The 17803-nt window shown below is 72.1% G+C and carries 12 protein-coding genes; 8 read left to right on the forward strand and 4 right to left on the reverse strand.

Going from position 1 to position 17803, the window contains the following annotated elements; genetic code table 11:
• Positions 1-137: 137 nt before the first annotated feature.
• The 4 genes from IAG43_RS24030 to IAG43_RS24045 all read left to right on the forward strand — a co-directional run bounded on the left by IAG43_RS24030 (position 138) and on the right by IAG43_RS24045 (position 5941).
• A complete protein-coding gene (locus tag IAG43_RS24030) occupies positions 138-1997 on the forward strand; it encodes an ATP-binding cassette domain-containing protein (protein WP_187744609.1) in 1860 nt (619 codons plus the stop codon).
• A gap of 105 nt (positions 1998-2102) precedes the next feature.
• Positions 2103-3044 carry a FadR/GntR family transcriptional regulator gene (locus IAG43_RS24035; RefSeq protein WP_281403978.1) on the forward strand — a complete coding sequence of 314 codons (942 nt, stop codon included), beginning with the start codon at positions 2103-2105 and terminating at the stop codon, positions 3042-3044.
• A gap of 338 nt (positions 3045-3382) precedes the next feature.
• On the forward strand, positions 3383-4939 hold the full coding sequence (locus IAG43_RS24040; RefSeq protein ID WP_187742769.1) for an RNA polymerase sigma factor: 1557 nt from the start codon (positions 3383-3385) through the stop codon (positions 4937-4939).
• A 156-nt stretch (positions 4940-5095) separates the two neighbouring features.
• Positions 5096-5941 carry a S1 family serine peptidase gene (locus tag IAG43_RS24045; RefSeq protein ID WP_187742770.1) on the forward strand — a complete coding sequence of 282 codons (846 nt, stop codon included), beginning with the start codon at positions 5096-5098 and terminating at the stop codon, positions 5939-5941.
• Positions 5942-6052: 111 nt separating this feature from the next.
• Here the strand turns inward: IAG43_RS24045 and IAG43_RS24050 are convergent, their stop codons facing one another.
• Positions 6053-6283 carry a DUF7455 domain-containing protein gene (locus IAG43_RS24050; protein ID WP_187742771.1) on the reverse strand — a complete coding sequence of 77 codons (231 nt, stop codon included), beginning with the start codon at positions 6281-6283 and terminating at the stop codon, positions 6053-6055.
• A 434-nt stretch (positions 6284-6717) separates the two neighbouring features.
• Between IAG43_RS24050 and IAG43_RS24055 the strand changes: the two genes are divergently transcribed.
• From IAG43_RS24055 to IAG43_RS24065, 3 genes are all read left to right on the forward strand, one after another.
• Positions 6718-8844, forward strand: coding sequence for a DNA gyrase/topoisomerase IV subunit B (locus tag IAG43_RS24055; protein ID WP_187742772.1), 2127 nt, complete (start codon positions 6718-6720; stop codon positions 8842-8844).
• 159 nt (positions 8845-9003) lie between these two features.
• A complete protein-coding gene (locus tag IAG43_RS24060) occupies positions 9004-9474 on the forward strand; it encodes a DUF485 domain-containing protein (RefSeq protein ID WP_246574521.1) in 471 nt (156 codons plus the stop codon).
• Positions 9471-11090: a solute symporter family protein gene (locus tag IAG43_RS24065; protein ID WP_187742773.1), complete on the forward strand. Its 1620-nt coding sequence runs from the start codon at positions 9471-9473 to the stop codon at positions 11088-11090. Before IAG43_RS24060 ends, IAG43_RS24065 begins: the two co-directional genes overlap by 4 nt.
• 73 nt (positions 11091-11163) lie before the next feature.
• On the opposite strand, the gene IAG43_RS24070 is transcribed toward IAG43_RS24065, so the two are convergent.
• Together IAG43_RS24070 and IAG43_RS24075 are read right to left on the reverse strand one after the other, a co-directional pair.
• On the reverse strand, positions 11164-11844 hold the full coding sequence (locus IAG43_RS24070; RefSeq protein ID WP_187742774.1) for a response regulator: 681 nt from the start codon (positions 11842-11844) through the stop codon (positions 11164-11166).
• Entirely contained in the window at positions 11841-13736 is a 1896-nt protein-coding gene (locus IAG43_RS24075; protein WP_187742775.1) for a sensor histidine kinase, read from the reverse strand. The genes IAG43_RS24070 and IAG43_RS24075 overlap by 4 nt, the downstream gene beginning before the upstream one ends.
• Positions 13737-13997: 261 nt before the next feature.
• On the opposite strand from IAG43_RS24075, the gene IAG43_RS24080 reads away from it, so the two are divergent.
• Positions 13998-15116: a CobW family GTP-binding protein gene (locus IAG43_RS24080; protein ID WP_187742776.1), complete on the forward strand. Its 1119-nt coding sequence runs from the start codon at positions 13998-14000 to the stop codon at positions 15114-15116.
• Positions 15117-15350: 234 nt separating this feature from the next.
• On the opposite strand, the gene IAG43_RS24085 is transcribed toward IAG43_RS24080, so the two are convergent.
• Complete coding sequence (locus tag IAG43_RS24085) at positions 15351-17801, reverse strand: DNA gyrase/topoisomerase IV subunit A (RefSeq protein ID WP_187742777.1); 2451 nt, start codon at positions 17799-17801, stop codon at positions 15351-15353.
• Between the last annotated feature and the right edge of the window lie 2 nt (positions 17802-17803).

Here is a 17803-nt window from a genome sequence, read left to right on the forward strand (position 1 = left end):
GTCCCCCCACACACACACACACACACACCCGGCCACTGCCCGATGCACGAAAAGTCGAAAATGTCGCGTTATCTTGCTGCGGTACCCGTGCTGCCGCTGAGCGGTCTCACCTTCCGCGAGAGATGGCGAGTCAAGCGATGCTCCAGGCCGTCGGAGTGACCAGCGTCCGCGGCGCCGAGGGCCGGCCTGCCGTGGACGACATCTCGTTCGACTGCAGGCCGGGCGAGATCACCGCCCTGCTCGGTGAGCGGGGCGCGGGAAAGACAACGCTGGTGCGGCTGGTCGCGGGTCTCGACGCGGGCCGCGGCATGACCTGGTTCCGTGGCACACCGCTCCACCGTGTCGCCGACCCGGCGCGCGAGGTGGGCCTGGTCCTGGGCGGGACGCCGGGTCACCCCGCCCGCACGGCGGGCGGGCATCTGCGGATGCTGAGCGCAGCCGCGGGAGTGCCCGCCGCCCGCGCGGACGAACTGCTCGACGAGGTCGGTCTCGGCGCCCTGCGCGACGAGCGGCTGGGACTGCTGTCCCGGGGGATGGACCGCCGACTGGCCCTGGCGGCAGCGCTGTTGGGCGACCCCCACACGCTGATCCTCGACGAACCGTGCCGGGACCTCTCCCTCCGCGACGCGGCCTGGCTCCTCGGACGGCTCCGTGTGCACGCGGACGCCGGAGGCACCGTGCTCTGCACGAGCCGCGACCCCAAGGAGGCGGCCCGGTTCGCCGACCACGTGGTCACCCTCGACGGCGGCAGAGTGGTCGCGGACCAGGACGCCGAATCCTTCGCGCGCACCAGGCTCAGGCCCCGGGTGAGCGTCCGCACCCCGCACGCGGCACGGCTCTCGGACGCCGTGCGCAGGGAGGCCCGCGCCGCCAGGCGCTCGCTGGAAGTGGTCACCGAGAGCAGCAGTCTGCTGTCCGTGTACGGGAGCAGCTGCCCGGAGATCGGCGAGACGGCGTTCCGGCACGGCGTGCTCGTCCACCGTCTGACCGAGGAGGTCGGGGCGGCTCCCGCGGAGCCGGGCGGCATGACGGGCGGTCCGGGCGGCACTACGGGCGGTCCGTCCGGCCTGGTCCGGCCGGCCGGACCAGGCCGGGGCCTGGTCGCCGCGGCCCGGCGGCCCCCGGCCGAGGCCGTCGCCGTCGCCCGCGAGGAGGCGTCATCCGGGGATCCGGCCGACGCGCTCCAGGCCGCGGACGGCGCCCCCGTCATGTCCCCGGCCAGGCCGCGGAGCCCGCGCCGGGCTCTGCGCTACGAACTGCGCCGCATGCTGGGAGTCCGCACCGCGCCGCTGATCGCAGCCGCGGTCGTGGTCTCCTCACTGGCCCTGTGCGTCCTTCTCGCGCGCGGCGGGGGCGCTCCGCGGCCCGCCGCCCTCGTCGCCTGGCCCGGCTTCCTCCCGCTGCCGCCCGCCGCGTTCGGAGCCGGGCTGATCGGCGCCCTCTCCTTCGGCGAGGAGTTCCGCTTCCCCGCTCTCGCCGCGGTGCGCGGGGTCTCCCCGCGCCGCCCCGGACTGCTGCTGGCCAAGCTGGCGGTGACGGCCGCCGCCGCGGTGGTGCTGGCGCTCCTGGCCGTCGTGGCCGACGCACAGGTCCTCCGGCTCGTCAACGGTGCCGACTTGGGCCCGCTGCGGGCGAACTGGGCTGATCTGGGCGTCCGTTGGCTCGGCCTGTGCATCGGGTGCGCCTGGGCGGGGCTGCTCGCCGCTGCGGTCTTCCGGGTCACGGCCGCCGGAGTGGCCGCCGTGCTCGCCGTTCCCGTACTGATCGCACCGCTGGTCGAGTTCGCGCTTCTGGGTCCGGCCGTCCGTTCGATCGCGGGTCTGCCCGGGCGACTTCGGTCGGCGGCGGGGAGCCGGCTTCCCGAAGCCGCCGACCCCTGGATCCGGGCGGCCCTCGAACTGCTGGCACAACCGGTCGGCGCCGCCATGGTGTTGTCGCTGTCCGCACTGATCTGCGCGTATCTGTCCATCGCGCTCCGCAGCAGGACGACTTGGTGATCGTGCCGGACCGCACGGCCGCGCGGTGGTGACAACTTCCGTGAAAGGGCCCGATTTCTTCCGATAAGGCGTCAAGGGGAGAGCGGGCGCTGATCACCCTTTCGTGTGCTTTTCACCAAAGACCTCAAGGGGCTCGGAAAGCACGCCGACAAAGGATGCGTGAGTACCCTTGCGCACACCATGATGACCGCCGCCCGTCCCGCCGAGACCAGCCTGACCGGCCCGGGCGAACTCGACCGATACCCCTTTGCGGAGTCCCCGGGCGCCGACCGCGTCACGCCCGTCGCCTGGCAGGGCGCGGACGCGGACCTGGGCCGGGCGCCCCGTCGCCCGGCCGGCAGCCGCGGCCGCGGACTGCACGGCCAACTCGTCCAGCAGCTCGGACAGATGATCGTCTCCGGAGACCTGGGGGCCGACCGCCCCCTCGTTCCCGAGGAGATCGGCCAGCGTTTCGAGGTCTCGCGCACCGTCGTGCGCGAGTCGCTGCGCGTGCTGGAGGCCAAGGGGCTGGTCAGTGCCCGCCCCAATGTCGGTACGCGGGTGCGACCGGTCAGCGACTGGAACCTCCTCGACCCCGACATCATCGAGTGGCGGGCCTTCGGACCCCAGCGCGAGGACCAGCGCAGGGAGCTGAACGAAATGCGCTGGACGATCGAACCGCTCGCCGCCCGGCTCGCGGCGGGGCACGGCCGCGACGAGGTGCAGCAGCGGCTGGGGGACATGGTGGAGATCATGGGCCACGCCCTTGCTCAGGGTGACGGCCTCACCTTCTCCCGCGCCGATGCCGAATTCCACTCCCTGCTCATCCAGCTCGCCGGCAACCGCATGCTGGAGCACCTCTCCGGCATCGTCGCCGCGGCCCTCCAGGTCTCCGGGGGCCCGGTCACCGGCTGCGACCGCCCGACCGAGGCCGCCGTGGCGCACCACGCCCGGATCGCCGACGCCCTCGCATCCGGCGACGCGCACGCGGCGGAGTCCGCCATGCGGCAGCTCCTCACCGCTCACCCGGACGTGGACCGGGTGGTCCCGGCGCCGCGCGAGCACTGACCCCGGCTGCGGGCGCGCGGGAAAGGCGTCCGTGCGGCGTGTCGCCGGATTCCGAGGGGGATCCGGCGACACGCTGTACGTGGTCTGTCACGTTACGTCCGGTCTGCCCCGTTCGAGGTGTGACTCGGGCCACGCGAATTGGGCGTAACACTCCGCGAAACGCTGCGATGACCTAAGAGGTGACAGCCGAGGAGGGAATACAGCCGCCGGGGACGGCGCTGTGGCAGCTCCCAGGTTCAGCCCGCGCCCACCGGTTCATCCGCAGCCCGGTGGTCGTCGGCTCCGGCCCGATCATGGGCGGGGCCGGAAGCCGTTTCCATCGTTCCGAGAGGTTGTTCGTGTCGGCCAGCACATCCCGTACGCTCCCGCCGGAGATCGCCGAGTCCGAGTCTGTGATGGCGCTCATCGAGCGGGGAAAGGCTGATGGGCAGATCGCCGGCGATGACGTGCGTCGGGCCTTCGAGGCTGACCAGATTCCGCCAACCCAGTGGAAGAATGTTCTGCGCAGCCTCAACCAGATCCTCGAGGAAGAGGGTGTGACGCTGATGGTCAGTGCAGCGGAGTCGCCGAAGCGCGCCCGCAAGAGCGTCGCAGCGAAGAGCCCGGCAAAGCGCACCGCCACCAAGACCGTCGCCGCCAAGACGACCACGGCGAAGACCGTCGCCGCCACCGCGGCGCCGTCCGCCGAGACCGTCGAGGCCACGGCGGACGACCCGGCGGCCGCCGCCCCCGCCAAGAAGGCCGCAGCCAAGAAGACGGCGGCCAAGAAGACCGCGGTCAAGAAGACCGTCGCCAAGAAGACCGCCGCGAAGAAGACCGCGGGCAAGAAGGACGCCGACGAGCTCGCCGAGGGCGAAGAGCTGCTCGACGACGTCCAGCCCGGCGGCAAGGGCGACGAAGAGGAGACCGAGGGCGAGAGCAAGGGCTTCGTCCTCTCCGACGACGACGAGGACGACGCGCCCGCGCAGCAGGTCGCCGTCGCCGGCGCCACCGCCGACCCGGTCAAGGACTACCTGAAGCAGATCGGCAAGGTCCCGCTGCTCAACGCCGAGCAGGAGGTCGAGCTCGCCAAGCGCATCGAGGCCGGTCTGTTCGCCGAGGACAAGCTGGCGAGCGCCGACAAGCTGGCGCCCAAGCTCAAGCGCGAGCTGGAGATCATCGCCGAGGACGGCCGCCGGGCCAAGAACCACCTGCTGGAGGCCAACCTCCGTCTGGTGGTCTCGCTGGCCAAGCGCTACACGGGCCGCGGCATGCTCTTCCTGGACCTCATCCAGGAGGGCAACCTCGGTCTGATCCGTGCCGTCGAGAAGTTCGACTACACCAAGGGCTACAAGTTCTCCACGTACGCCACCTGGTGGATCCGTCAGGCGATCACCCGCGCCATGGCCGACCAGGCCCGCACCATCCGCATCCCGGTCCACATGGTCGAGGTCATCAACAAGCTCGCGCGCGTGCAGCGCCAGATGCTCCAGGACCTGGGCCGCGAGCCCACCCCGGAGGAGCTGGCCAAGGAACTCGACATGACCCCCGAGAAGGTCATCGAGGTCCAGAAGTACGGCCGCGAGCCCATCTCGCTGCACACCCCGCTCGGCGAGGACGGCGACAGCGAGTTCGGTGACCTCATCGAGGACTCCGAGGCGGTCGTCCCGGCCGACGCCGTCAGCTTCACCCTCCTCCAGGAGCAGCTGCACTCCGTGCTCGACACCCTGTCCGAGCGTGAGGCGGGCGTCGTCTCGATGCGCTTCGGCCTCACGGACGGCCAGCCGAAGACCCTGGACGAGATCGGCAAGGTCTACGGGGTGACGCGCGAGCGCATCCGCCAGATCGAGTCGAAGACGATGTCGAAGCTCCGCCACCCGTCCCGTTCCCAGGTGCTGCGCGACTACCTCGACTGAGCCGGAGCGCCTCGCTCCTGCGACACGCACGGCGAAGGGTCCGGCCCCCGTATGGGGGCCGGACCCTTCGCCGTGCCCGGGTGCCCTCGCGGGTGCGGGCCCCGGTCCGTTGCACGACGCTGAGTGCAATCGAGTCACGCAGAGTCAGGAGAGCGTATGCGTCCTCGCAGCGTCCGAGGCACGGCCGGACTGCCGGCCCTGATCGCGGCCGTGATCGCCGCACCCCTGGTCATGCCGTCGTCCGCGGCTGCCGACAGTGTGGTCATCGGCGGCCAGGAGGTGAGCGCGGACACGAGTCCGTGGGTCGTCGCCCTGTCGAGCCGTGACCGGTTCGGCGCAGCGCGTGCCGGCCAGTTCTGCGGGGGTGTCGTGGTCTCGCCCACCACGGTGATGACGGCGGCCCACTGTCTCAGCCCGGCGGTGCTGGGCAAGGACGTGCGCCTCGTCCGGGATCTGAGGGTGGTGTCCGGCAGATCGGATCTCGAAGGCGAGGGCGGCCAGGAGGTCGCGGTCCGCTCCAGCTGGATCCCGCCGGAGTACGACCCCGAGGCGAACAGCCCCGACATGGCCCTGCTCACCCTCTCCGAGGCGCTCCCGTCGTCCCGCGTGCTGCCGGTGGCCCGGGAGGGGGACGAGGCGTACGCGCCCGGCACGGAGGCCGTCGTCTACGGGTGGGGCGACACCACCGGGGCGGGCGCGTACGCGCCGACGCTGCGGGCCGCCCGGGTCTCGGTGCTCCCCGACGAGAAGTGCGCCACCGCCTACCCCGGCGGGGCGGACGGGCGGTACACGCCGGCCACGATGCTCTGTGCCGGTGACGAGGCGGGCGGGCGCGACGCGTGCCAGGGGGACAGCGGCGGGCCGCTGGTGGCCCGGGGGCGGCTCATCGGGCTGGTGTCCTGGGGGAGCGGCTGCGGGCGGCCCGACGGCCCGGGCGTCTACACCCGGGTCTCGGCGGTGCTCCCCTCGGTGCCGGGCGGTCTGCCGGACGCGGAGGACTGACCGGCGGCCCGGCCGCGGTCACGGTACGAGAACGGGCGGCCACTCCTGGACACCAGGAGTGGCCGCCCGTCGCCGGTCCGGGACCGGCCTTGGCTCGTCGCGGGGTGAGGGTCAGCGATCCTCTTCGCCGGTGCCGGACGGCACAACCGTCAGCCGGTCCGTCTCGTCCTGTATCTCAGCGGCGATCTTCTTGAGTTCCGGCTCGAACTTGCGCCCGTGGTGGGCGCAGAAGAGCAGTTCGCCGCCGCTGATCAGAACAACGCGCAGGTATGCCTGGGCGCCGCAGCGGTCGCAGCGGTCAGCGGCCGTCAGCGGGCTCGCGGGGGTCAGAACAGTAGTCACGTCGCCTCTTCTCTAGCTCGACGAGCTGTCGTACCAGGGTCAACATCCAACCAGCCCGAAAACGTTCCCGCTCGTGGCTTTTCCTCGAAACTTTTCCCGAGGTGGCTGTCAGTTGCCGGTTGGCGGCGAATGAGCCGTATTGCTTCGCTCTACGGATTTCGCGGTTGCTTGTCTCGTTTGGCCCTCCCGGCTGGGTTGCCGGTTGTTGATGAGGACGTGCCCGGAGCCTAAATGGTTCATGCCTCGAAGGGAACGTGATGTTCACGTCACCCCATCGAGGGATCGAACATGCATGCGATGCTGGACTAGCATGAGAAATCATGTGGGTGGCGTTACATCGGCTCTACCAGGCCTCGGTACGCTCTGTGCGGCGACCGACGCCCGGGCCCCTACCCCACTTGGCCCCATCTGAAATTCAGCGAGGAGCGAACCGCGTGACCGCCGAAACGTCCGTGCCTTCCACGGCGCTGCTGACCGCAGACCGTGACGGCTCCAACTACACCGCGCGGCATCTGCTCGTCCTGGAAGGCCTCGAAGCGGTCCGCAAGCGACCCGGCATGTACATCGGGTCCACCGACAGCCGCGGTCTGATGCACTGCCTGTGGGAGATCATCGACAACTCCGTCGACGAAGCCCTCGGCGGCCACTGCGACCACATCGAGGTGATCCTCCACGAGGACGGCTCCGTGGAGGTCAGGGACAACGGCCGGGGCATCCCCGTGGACGTCGAGCCCAAGACCGGCCTGTCGGGCGTCGAGGTCGTGATGACCAAGCTGCACGCCGGCGGAAAGTTCGGAGGCGGTTCCTACGCCGCTTCCGGCGGCCTCCACGGCGTCGGCGCCTCCGTCGTCAACGCCCTCTCGGCCCGGCTGGACGTGGAGGTGGACCGCGGTGCGGCCACCCACAAGGTCAGCTTCCGCCGCGGTGTCCCCGGCATCTTCACCGAGTCCGGCCCCGACGCCCCCTTCGACCCGGCGGGCGGGCTCCTCAAGGGCAAGCGCGTGCCCAAGACGCGGACCGGCACCCGTGTGCGGTACTGGGCCGACCGCCAGATCTTCCTCAAGGACGCCCGGCTGTCCCTGGACACCCTCCACCAGCGCGCCCGCCAGACCGCCTTCCTGGTGCCGGGGCTGACCATCGTCGTCCGGGACGAGCGCGGGCCGGGCGGGGGCGACGGCGAGGGCAAGAGCGTCGAAACGTTCCACTTCGACGGCGGCATCAGCGAATTCTGCGAGTACCTCGCCCAGGACAAGGCCGTCTGCGACGTGCTGCGGCTGAGCGGGCAGGGCACCTTCAAGGAGACCGTCCCGGTCCTCGACGACCGCGGCCACATGACCCCCACCGAGGTCACCCGGGAGCTCGGCGTCGACATCGCCATGCGCTGGGGCACGGGCTACGACACCACGCTCAAGTCCTTCGTCAACATCATCGCCACCCCCAAGGGCGGCACCCACGTCACCGGATTCGAACGCTCCGTGACGAGGACCGTGAACGAGGTGCTGCGCTCCGCCAAACTGCTGCGCGTCGCCGAGGACGACATCGTCAAGGACGACGCCCTGGAGGGGCTGACGGCGGTCGTCACCGTCCGGCTGGCCGAGCCGCAGTTCGAGGGCCAGACCAAGGAGGTCCTCGGCACCTCGGCGGCCAACCGGATCGTCGCGAACGTGGTCGCCAGGGAGCTGAAGGCGTTCCTGACCTCCACCCGGCGCGACGCCAAGGCGCAGGCGCGTGCCGTGCTCGACAAGGCCGTGGCGGCCGCCCGCACCCGCATCGCGGCCCGCCAGCACAAGGAGGCGCAGCGGCGCAAGACGGCCCTGGAGTCCTCCTCGCTCCCCGCGAAGCTCGCCGACTGCCGCAGCGACGACGTGGAGCGCAGCGAGCTCTTCATCGTCGAGGGGGACTCCGCGCTGGGCACGGCCAAGCTGGCCCGCAACAGCGAGTTCCAGGCGCTGCTGCCCATCCGGGGCAAGATCCTCAACGTCCAGAAGTCGTCCGTCTCGGACATGCTGAAGAACGCCGAGTGCGGCGCGATCATCCAGGTGATAGGAGCGGGCTCGGGCCGCACCTTCGACATCGACGCGGCCCGGTACGGCAAGGTCATCATGATGACCGACGCCGACGTCGACGGCTCCCACATCCGCACCCTGCTGCTCACGCTCTTCCAGCGGTACATGCGGCCCATGGTGGAGGCCGGCCGGGTCTTCGCCGCGGTGCCGCCGCTGCACCGGATCGAGCTCGTCCAGCCCAGGAAGGGCCAGGACAAGTACGTGTACACGTACTCCGACAGCGAGCTGCGCCAGACCCTGCTGGAGTTCCAGCGCAAGGGAGTGCGGATCAAGGAATCGATCCAGCGCTACAAGGGCCTCGGCGAGATGGACGCCGACCAGCTCGCGGAGACCACGATGGACCCGCGGCACCGCACCCTGCGGCGGATCAACATCGGCGACCTGGAGTCCTCCGAGCAGGTCTTCGACCTCCTCATGGGCAACGAGGTCGCGCCGCGCAAGGAGTTCATCACCAGTTCGGCCGCCACGCTCGACCGGTCGCGCATCGACGCCTGATCCGACGCCCGGCCCGGGGCGTGCTCCGGGCCGTCCCGCTCCGGGGCTCTTCATCACCTGATGGGGTGAAGAGCCCCGGTGAGAGAGTCCGGGATGCTCCCGCTCTGTCCATCCTTGTGCATGCGTACCGAAACGGTTCGCTGACAAGGAGAGTTGAGCGTGGAGAAGCAGGAAGGGCCGCACGGCGCCGGCGTGCGGCTCGAGGACCCGTGGGACGACGCTCCCGCCACCGGCCGGTGGGACACCGCCGGCGGGCGGGCCGCCGTCCCGCCCGCCGTCCCGGACGAGCAGGACGCGGCACTCCGTGCCGCCGACATCTACCTCCAGGTGCAGCGGAGTTCCGCGTTCCAGGAGGTGCGCCGCCGATACCGCCGGTTCGTCGTGCCCGCGACCCTCGCCTTCCTGCTCTGGTACCTGGCCTACGTCGTGGCGGCGACGACGGCGCCCGGCCTGATGGCCAGGCCGGTCGCCGGCGCGGTCAACGTGGCGATGGTGGCCGGTCTGGCGCAGTTCCTCACCACGTTCGTCCTCACCTGGGCCTACGCCCGGCACGCACGGCTGCGCCGGGACCGGGCCGCCCTCGAACTGCGCTGGGACACGCAGGAGATGACCCGCGGAGCCGAGCGGTGAGCGGCGACCACCAGGCCCTCGCCCTCGTCCTGTTCAGCGCCTTCGTCGCGGTCACCCTCGGCATCACCACCTGGGTGAGCCGGAACCGGCGCGGCTCCGCCGAGGAGTTCTACGCCGGCGGGCGGCTCTTCTCCCCGATGGAGAACGGCTTCGCCATCGCGGGCGACTACATGTCGGCCGCGTCCTTCCTCGGCATCTCCGGCCTGATCGCCCTGTTCGGCTACGACGGAATGCTCTACTCCGTCGGATTCCTCGTGGCATGGCTGGTCGTGCTGCTGCTCGTCGCCGAACTGGTCCGCAACTGCGGCCGGTTCACCCTGGCCGACGTGGTCGCCTCCCGGATGAGCGAGCGCCGGGTGCGCATCGCCTCCGGCACGTCCTCGGTCGCCGTCTCCGTCCTGTACCTGGTGGCGCAGATGGTGGGAGCCGGCTCCCTGGTGGCGCTGCTGCTGGGCGGTTCGAGCGAGGCCGCGCGCTCGTGGACCGTCGTCGGCGTCGGCGCCCTGATGGTGATCTACGTGTCGATGGGAGGGATGCGGGCCACCACCTGGATCCAGATCGTGAAGGCGGTGCTGCTCATGGCGGGCGCGATCGCCATGACCGTGCTGGTGCTGGTGCGCTTCGGCGGCGACGTCGGACAGCTCCTCACCTCCGCCGCCGAACGCAGCGGCCACGGGAAGGACTTCCTGGCGCCCGGCCTGAAGTACGGCGGCGACTGGACCGCCCGGCTGGACTTCATCAGCCTCGGCGTGGCCCTGGTGCTCGGCACGGCAGGGCTGCCCCACATCCTCTCGCGCTTCTACACCGTGCCGACCGCGCGGGCCGCCCGCCGTTCGGTCGTCTGGTCCATCGGGCTCATCGGGAGCTTCTACCTGATGACGATCGTCCTCGGCTTCGGCGCCGCCGCCGTCGTCGGCACGGACGAGGTACGCGCCTCGAACGCGGCCGGCAACACGGCCGTGCCCCTGCTCGCCCTCGACCTCGGCGGCGGGGCCGGATCGACCGGGGGCACGGTGCTGTTCGCGGTCGTCGCCGCCATCGCCTTCGCGACGATCCTCGCCGTCGTCGCGGGCATCACGCTGGCGTCTTCCGCGTCCGTCGCGCACGACCTGGTGGCCTCCCTGCGGCGCGACCGCGGGCGGTCCCGCGACGGCCGTCCGCCCCGGCGCCGGCTCGGCGAGGTCGCCGTCGCGCGGCTCGCCGCCGTCGGCATCGGGGCGGTCGCCATCGGGCTCGGGCTGCTCGCGCGCGATCTGAACGTCGCCTTCCTGGTCGGGCTCGCCTTCGCCGTCGCCGCGTCGGCCAACCTCCCCGTCCTGCTCTACTCGCTGTTCTGGCGCGGTTTCACGACCCGTGGCGCGCTCTGGTCGGTGTACGGCGGCCTGGTCCCCGCCGTGCTGCTCGTGGTGCTCTCGCCCGTGGTGTCGGGGAGCGAGCAGTCGCTCTTCCCCGGCGTCGACTTCCAGCTCTTCCCCCTGGAGAACCCGGGGCTCGTGTCGATCCCGCTGGGCTTCCTGGCCGGCTGGATCGGCACGGTGACGTCCCCGGAGCCGCCGGACGAGGCCCGGCACGCCGAGACGGAGGTGCGGGCGCTGACGGGCGCGGGCGCGGTCTGACGGGGCACGCTGCGGGCGGATGCCCTCTGCGCGCGGCCGGGCCGGTCCTGCGGCCGGGGCGGCACCGGCCGGGTCAGGCGCTCCGGGTCCACACGTACTCGTGCTCGGGCCGCCCGGTCTCGCCGTAGCGAAGGCTCAGACGGACCCGGCCGGCCTTCTCCAGGAGCTTCAGATAGCGCTGGGCCGTCTGACGGCTGATGCCCGCGTGCTCGGCGATCTCCTGGGCCGACAGCGGCCCCTCGGCCGAGAGCAGCACCTGGCGGACCACTCCGGCCGTGGTGGGCGAGTGACCCTTCGGCAGTTCGGGCGCGGCCGTGCCCGCGGCCAGCGTGCCGAAGATCCGGTCCACATCCGCCTGCTCGGCCTCGCCGCCCCCGTCGAGGGTCCGCCGCAGTGCCGCGTACGCCTCCAGCTTGGCGCGCAGACCCGCGAAGGTGAACGGCTTGACCAGGTACTGGAGCGCGCCGTGGCGCATCGCCGCCTGGACGGTGGCCACGTCCCGTGCCGCGGTCACCATGATCACGTCGGTCTGGTGGCCGAGGCGGCGGAGCTCCCGGACGACCGCGAGGCCGTTCTCGTCCGGGAGGTAGTGGTCCAGCAGGATCAGGTCCACGGGGGTCTCGGAGATCCGGGCGAGCGCCTCGGCGGCGGAGTGCGCCCGCGCGACGACCCGGAAGCCCGGGAGCTTGCCCACGTAGGCGGCGTTGATGTCCGCCACCCGGGTGTCGTCGTCCACGACCAGTACGTCGATCATCGTTCCCGCCGTGTCCGCGGCGCCTGAGGCGCCTGTGCAGCCTGTGGTGCGTGCTCCGCCTGTCGGGGCGCCGGGGGCGCCGGAGGTGCCGGCGCAGGTGCGGGCTCCTGGGCGGGCTCCCGTGCAGCTCCGGGGACCGGCTCGTCGGATGCCCGGCCCGTCCGCGCGGCCTGCCCCGTGCCCGTCGCCTCAGCGGCCGGCCCCGTGCCCGTCACGTCCGCTGCTCCGCCGGCCGACCCGGGGCCGTGTGCCGCCCCGGCCGTCCGCGGTGCCGCTCCGGACTCCGCCAGAGCCTCCGGCAGCACGACGGTGAACTCCGCGCCCCCGGCGGCGGCCTCCCCGGCCACCACGCTCCCGCCCTGCCGTTCGGCGAACCGGCGGACCAGGGCGAGCCCCAGTCCGCGCCTGCCGTGCGCCGGGGGCTCCTTGGTGGACCAGCCCTCGGCGAAGACCAGCTCACGCCGATCCTCGGGCACGCCGGGACCGCTGTCGGTGATCCGGACGTGCGCGGTGCGGCCGTCCGCCCACAGCGCGACCTCCACCGCCGCACGCGACGTCCCGGCGGCGGCGTCCAGCGCGTTGTCCACGAGGTTGCCGACGACCGTCACCAGCCCCCGCGGATCGACCAGCCGGTCGGGGAGCAGCGAGGAGGGCGCCATGCGCAGCGAGACGCCCCGCTCCGCCGCGACCGTGGCCTTGCCCACCAGCAGTGCGGCCAGCAGCGGGTCGTGGACCTTCTCGGTCACCTGCTCCGCGGTGGCCCGGTGCACGCCCACGACCTCGGTGACGTACTCCATCGCGTCCTCGTGCATCTCCAGTTCGAGCAGGCCCAGCAGGGTGTGCATGCGGTTGGCGTGCTCGTGGTCCTGCGCGCGCAGGGCGTCGATCAGGCCACGCGTCGAGTCGAGCTCCCTGCCGAGCCGCTCCAGCTCCGTGCGGTCGCGCAGCGTCACGACCGCGCCGCCGTCGTCCGTCGGCATGCGGTTCGCGACGAGGACGCGGCTGCCCCGCACGGTCAGCAGATCCTCCCCGGTGACCCGGCCCGCCAGCACGTCCGTCGTGCGGCCCGTGCCCGTCGCCTCCTCCAACGGGCGCCCCACGGCATCGGTTCCGACGGCCAGCAGCCGCTGCGCCTCGTCGTTGAGGAGCCTGATCCGGCCGCCGTGGTCGAGTGCCACCACGCCTTCCCGGATGCCGTGGAGCATGGCCTCCCGTTCGGCGAGCAGCGCGGAGATGTCGGAGAAGGCGAGGTCATGGGTGCGGCGCTGCAGCCGGCGGGAGATCAGGTACGCGGCGAGCGCGCCGGCGGCCAGCGCCCCGCCGGCGTAGGCGAGCAGCCCGGGGATGGCCTCCAGCAGCCGGGCGCGGACGCTGTCGTACTCGATGCCGACGGACACCGCGCCGACGATCCGGCCCTCGTCGTCCCGCAGCGGGACCTTGCCGCGGGCGGAGCGCCCGAGGGTGCCGTTGTCGATCTCCATCACGGCCCGCCCGGCCAGCGCGTCGCTGGGGTCGGTGGAGACGAGCCGTCCGATCTCGGCCGGCGAGGTGTGGGACCAGCGGACCCCCGCGGTGTTCATCACGACGACGTACTCGGCGCCGGTCGCCGCCCGGATCCGCTCGGCCTCGCGCTGCACCGCTCCGCCCGCGTCGGGCCGGGTGGCGGTCAGACCGTCCGCGAGCGCCGGTGAGGCGGTGGTCTGGGCGATGGCCAGCGCCCGCCGCATGGCCTGGTCGTCCAGCTGGTCGCTCAGCGGAGCCAGGAAGAGGCCGGTGGCCAGTGCGGTGACTCCGGTCGCGACGGCCAGCTGCATCAGCAGGACCTGGGAGAAGACCCGCTGAGGCCAGCCGAACCGCCGTCGGCGGGCGGGGGCGGTCGGTACGGGGCTCATGCCGGAAAACGGTAGACGGCGCCGTCCCCATTCAAAAACGCCCAGGTCACAGGGGATCGGCCGGCAGAGGAGCGCCGCGCGCCCCGCGCGTGCGGCCGGCCGTGCCACCGGCCGCCGCCACGGGGTCCGTGCCGCGCGCCTATCCTGGTGCGCCGGACGGCCCGGTGCCGGTCCGGGGCCCGGGGCCGCGTGGGCGTGCCCGGCGGGCCCGGACGCCCGTCCCGTCGCCAGCCGCCCGAATCGCCGTCGTGAGGTGCCGCAGTGAGCGCGAGCAGGTCCCCGATCCCCGTCGTCGTCCTCACCGGCTTCCTGGGATCGGGCAAGACCACGCTCCTCAACCACCTGCTGCGGCGCAACGGAGGCAACCGCATCGGGGTCGTCGTCAACGACTTCGGCGCCATCGAGATCGACGCCATGACGGTGGCCGGACAGGTCGGCTCGACGATCTCCCTCGGCAACGGCTGCCTGTGCTGCGCGGTCGACGCGTCGGAGCTGGACGCCTACCTGGAGAAGCTCACGAGTCCCGCCGCCCGGATCGACGTCATCGTCGTGGAGGCGTCCGGCCTGGCCGAGCCCGAGGAACTGGTCCGCATGGTCCTCGCCAGTGAGAACCCCCGCATCGTCTACGGCGGGCTGGCCGAGGTCGTCGACGCGGTCGAGTTCGACGCCACCCGCAGCCGCCACCCCGGCATCGACCGGCACCTCGCCCTCGCCGACCTCGTGGTCCTCAACAAGACGGACCGGGCGCCGGCCGCCGACGTCGCACGGGTGCGCGAGGCCATCGCCGGGATCGCCCCCGGGACGCCGGTCGTGGAGACCGCGTACGGACGTATCGACCCCGGACTGCTCCTCGACCCGGCCGTGCGGCCGGAACGGGAGGAGAAGATCCGGCAGCTGTCGTTCGAAGACCTCCACGCGGACGCCTACGACGCCGAGCACGGCCACGAGGCGCATCTGCACGCCGCCTACGACAGCGTGTCGGCCGTCTCGCGGACGCCGCTGCACCCGCGGCGGCTGATGGCGTTCCTGGACACCCGGCCGGCCGGGCTCTACCGGATCAAGGGCTGGACCGACTTCGGCGCGGCCGATCCGCACCACCGCTACGCCGTCCACGCGGTGGGGCGGTTCCTGCGCTTCCACCCCGAGCCGTGGCCGCCGGGAGAGGAACGGCTGACGCAGCTCGTGCTGATCGGCTCGGGCGTCGACGCGGACGCGCTGCGCGAGGAGGTCGCGGCGTGCGCGCTGAGCGGTCTGCCCGGTGACGTCCCGGACGAACGCAGCATGTGGGGCGTCCTGCGCTACGTCCACCGGGACGCGGACGAGCGGGAGGAGACCGCGGAGCCGGGCGAACCGGACGGCCACGGCCTCGGGGACGACTGACCCGGGACGTCATCGGGGGCGGGTGCGGCGCACCCGCCCCCGGTGACGTGCGCGGGGCTAGGGCGTGTTGCGAAAGTCCCTCCTGGCCCGCGACGCCTGGCACGCACGCTCGCTGCGTTGTCGGAGTCATCCGAGTACGCCCGGTACGAGGATGATCCTCCGCCTTGCGATCGCACGCACCAGACGCCGCAGGCCCCGCCCTTCGGGCGGACGGAGCCACTTTCGCAACACGCCCTAGCCGAGAGGGCCCGCCAGCACCGCGACGGGCGACGTCAGCGGAGTGCCCGACCCGTCCCGGCGGGGGTCGACCGCGGGCAGCTCCGCCGGGGCGCCGTTCTTCTGCGCGGCGCGCGCCGGGACCGGGCCGGCCCAGGCGAACACCAGCATGTCCTCGCCCTTGAGGAACCGCTGGCAGCGCACACCGCCGGTGGCGCGGCCCTTGCGCGGGTACTGGTCGAACGGGGTCAGCTTGGCCGTCGTGTGCGCGTCGTCGAGCGTGCCCTGGGAGCCCGCCACGGTGAACACCACGGCGTCGGCCGCCGGATCGACGGCGGTGAACGAGAGCACCTCCGCGCCCTCCGCCAGCTTGACGCCCGCCATGCCGCCCGCGGCACGGCCCTGCGGCCGCACCTGGGCGGCGGGGTAGCGCAGCAGCTGGGCGTCGGACGTGATGAAGACCAGGTCCTCCTCGCCCGTGCGCAGTTCCGAACCGCCGACGATCCGGTCCCCGTCCCTGAGAGCGAAGACCTCCAACTCGTCCTTGTTCGACGGATAGTCGGGGACCACGCGCTTCACGACGCCCTGGAGGGTGCCGAGCGCGAGCCCGGGAGAGGACTCGTCCAGGGTCGTGAGGCAGACGACGGACTCGTCGGCGTCCAGCGAGAGGAACTCGGCGAGCGGCGCGCCGCCCGCGAGGTTCGGTTCGGAGGCCGTGTCGGGGAGCTGCGGCAGGTCGATCACCGCGATGCGCAGCAGCCGGCCCGCCGAGGTCACCGCACCCACCTCACCGCGCTGCGTGCCGAGCACCGCGGAGACGATCACGTCGTGCTTGGTGCGCCGGCCGCCCTGCTCGGGCAGCGGCTCGCCGGTCGCCGTCCGGGCCAGCAGCCCGGTCGACGACAGCAGCACCCGGCACGGGTCGTCTGCGACCTGGAGCGTGGCGGCGGGGGCTGGGGTGCCGGCCGACTCCAGCAGGACCGTCCTGCGCGGGGTGCCGAACTTCTTCGCCACCGAGGCCAGTTCGGAGGAGACCAGCTTGCGCAGCTCGGCGTCGGACTCCAGGATGCCGGTCAGCTCGTCGATCTCGCCGTTGAGCCGGTCGCGCTCGCTCTCCAGCTCGATCCGGTCGAACTTCGTCAGCCGGCGCAGCGGGGTGTCGAGGATGTACTGCGTCTGGACCTCGCTCAGCGAGAAGTGCCCGATCAGGCGCTCCTTGGCCTGGGCCGAGTTCTCGCTGGAGCGGATCAGACGGATGACCTCGTCGATGTCGAGCAGCGCGACGAGCAGCCCCTCGACCAGATGCAGCCGGTCGCGGCGCTTGGTGCGGCGGAACTCGCTGCGCCTGCGGACCACTTCGAAGCGGTGGTCGAGGTAGACCTCGAGCAGCTCCTTGAGACCGAGGGTCAGCGGCTGCCCGTCGACCAGGGCGACGTTGTTGATGCCGAAGGACTCCTCCATCGGCGTCAGCTTGTACAGCTGCTCCAGCACGGCCTCGGGGATGAAGCCGTTCTTGATCTCGATGACCAGGCGCAGCCCGTGCTGGCGGTCGGTGAGGTCCTTGACGTCCGCGATGCCCTGGAGCTTCTTCGAGCCGACCAGGTCCTTGATCTTCGCGATGACCTTCTCCGGGCCGACCGTGAAGGGGAGTTCGGTGACGACCAGGCCCTTGCGGCGGGCCGTCACCGTCTCCACGGAGACCGTGGCGCGGATCTTGAAGGTGCCGCGGCCCGTCTCGTACGCGTCCCGGATGCCGCCGAGGCCCACGATCCGGCCGCCGGTGGGCAGGTCCGGGCCGGGGACGTGGCGCATCAGCGTCTCGAGGTCGGCGTTCGGGTGGCGGATGAGATGGCGGGCCGCCGCGACTACCTCGCCGAGGTTGTGCGGAGGCATGTTGGTCGCCATGCCGACCGCGATGCCGGCCGCGCCGTTGACCAGCAGGTTGGGGTAGGCGGCGGGGAGCGCGACGGGCTCGCGCTCCTGACCGTCGTAGTTGGACTGGAAGTCGACCGTGTCCTCGTCGATCGACTCCGTCATCAGACTCGTGGCGTCGGCCATCCGGCACTCGGTGTACCGCATCGCGGCCGGCGGGTCGTCGTTGCCCAGCGAACCGAAGTTGCCGTGGCCGTCGACGAGGGGGAGGCGCATCGAGAAGGGCTGCGCCATGCGCACCAGCGCGTCGTAGATCGACGCGTCGCCGTGCGGGTGGAGCTTGCCCATGACCTCGCCCACGACACGGGCGCACTTCACGTAGCCGCGGTCGGGGCGCAGGCCCATCTCGTTCATCTGGTAGACGATGCGGCGGTGCACCGGCTTCATGCCGTCCCGGGCGTCGGGCAGGGCACGGGAGTAGATCACCGAGTACGCGTACTCGAGGAAGGAGCCCTGCATTTCGTCCACGACGTCGATGTCGAGGATCTTCTCCTCGAACTCCTCCGGCGGTGGGGTCTTCGTGCTGCGGCGGGCCATCG

Origin of the sequence: Streptomyces genisteinicus, assembly GCF_014489615.1 — a bacterium.
Lineage (GTDB): Bacteria > Actinomycetota > Actinomycetes > Streptomycetales > Streptomycetaceae > Streptomyces > Streptomyces genisteinicus.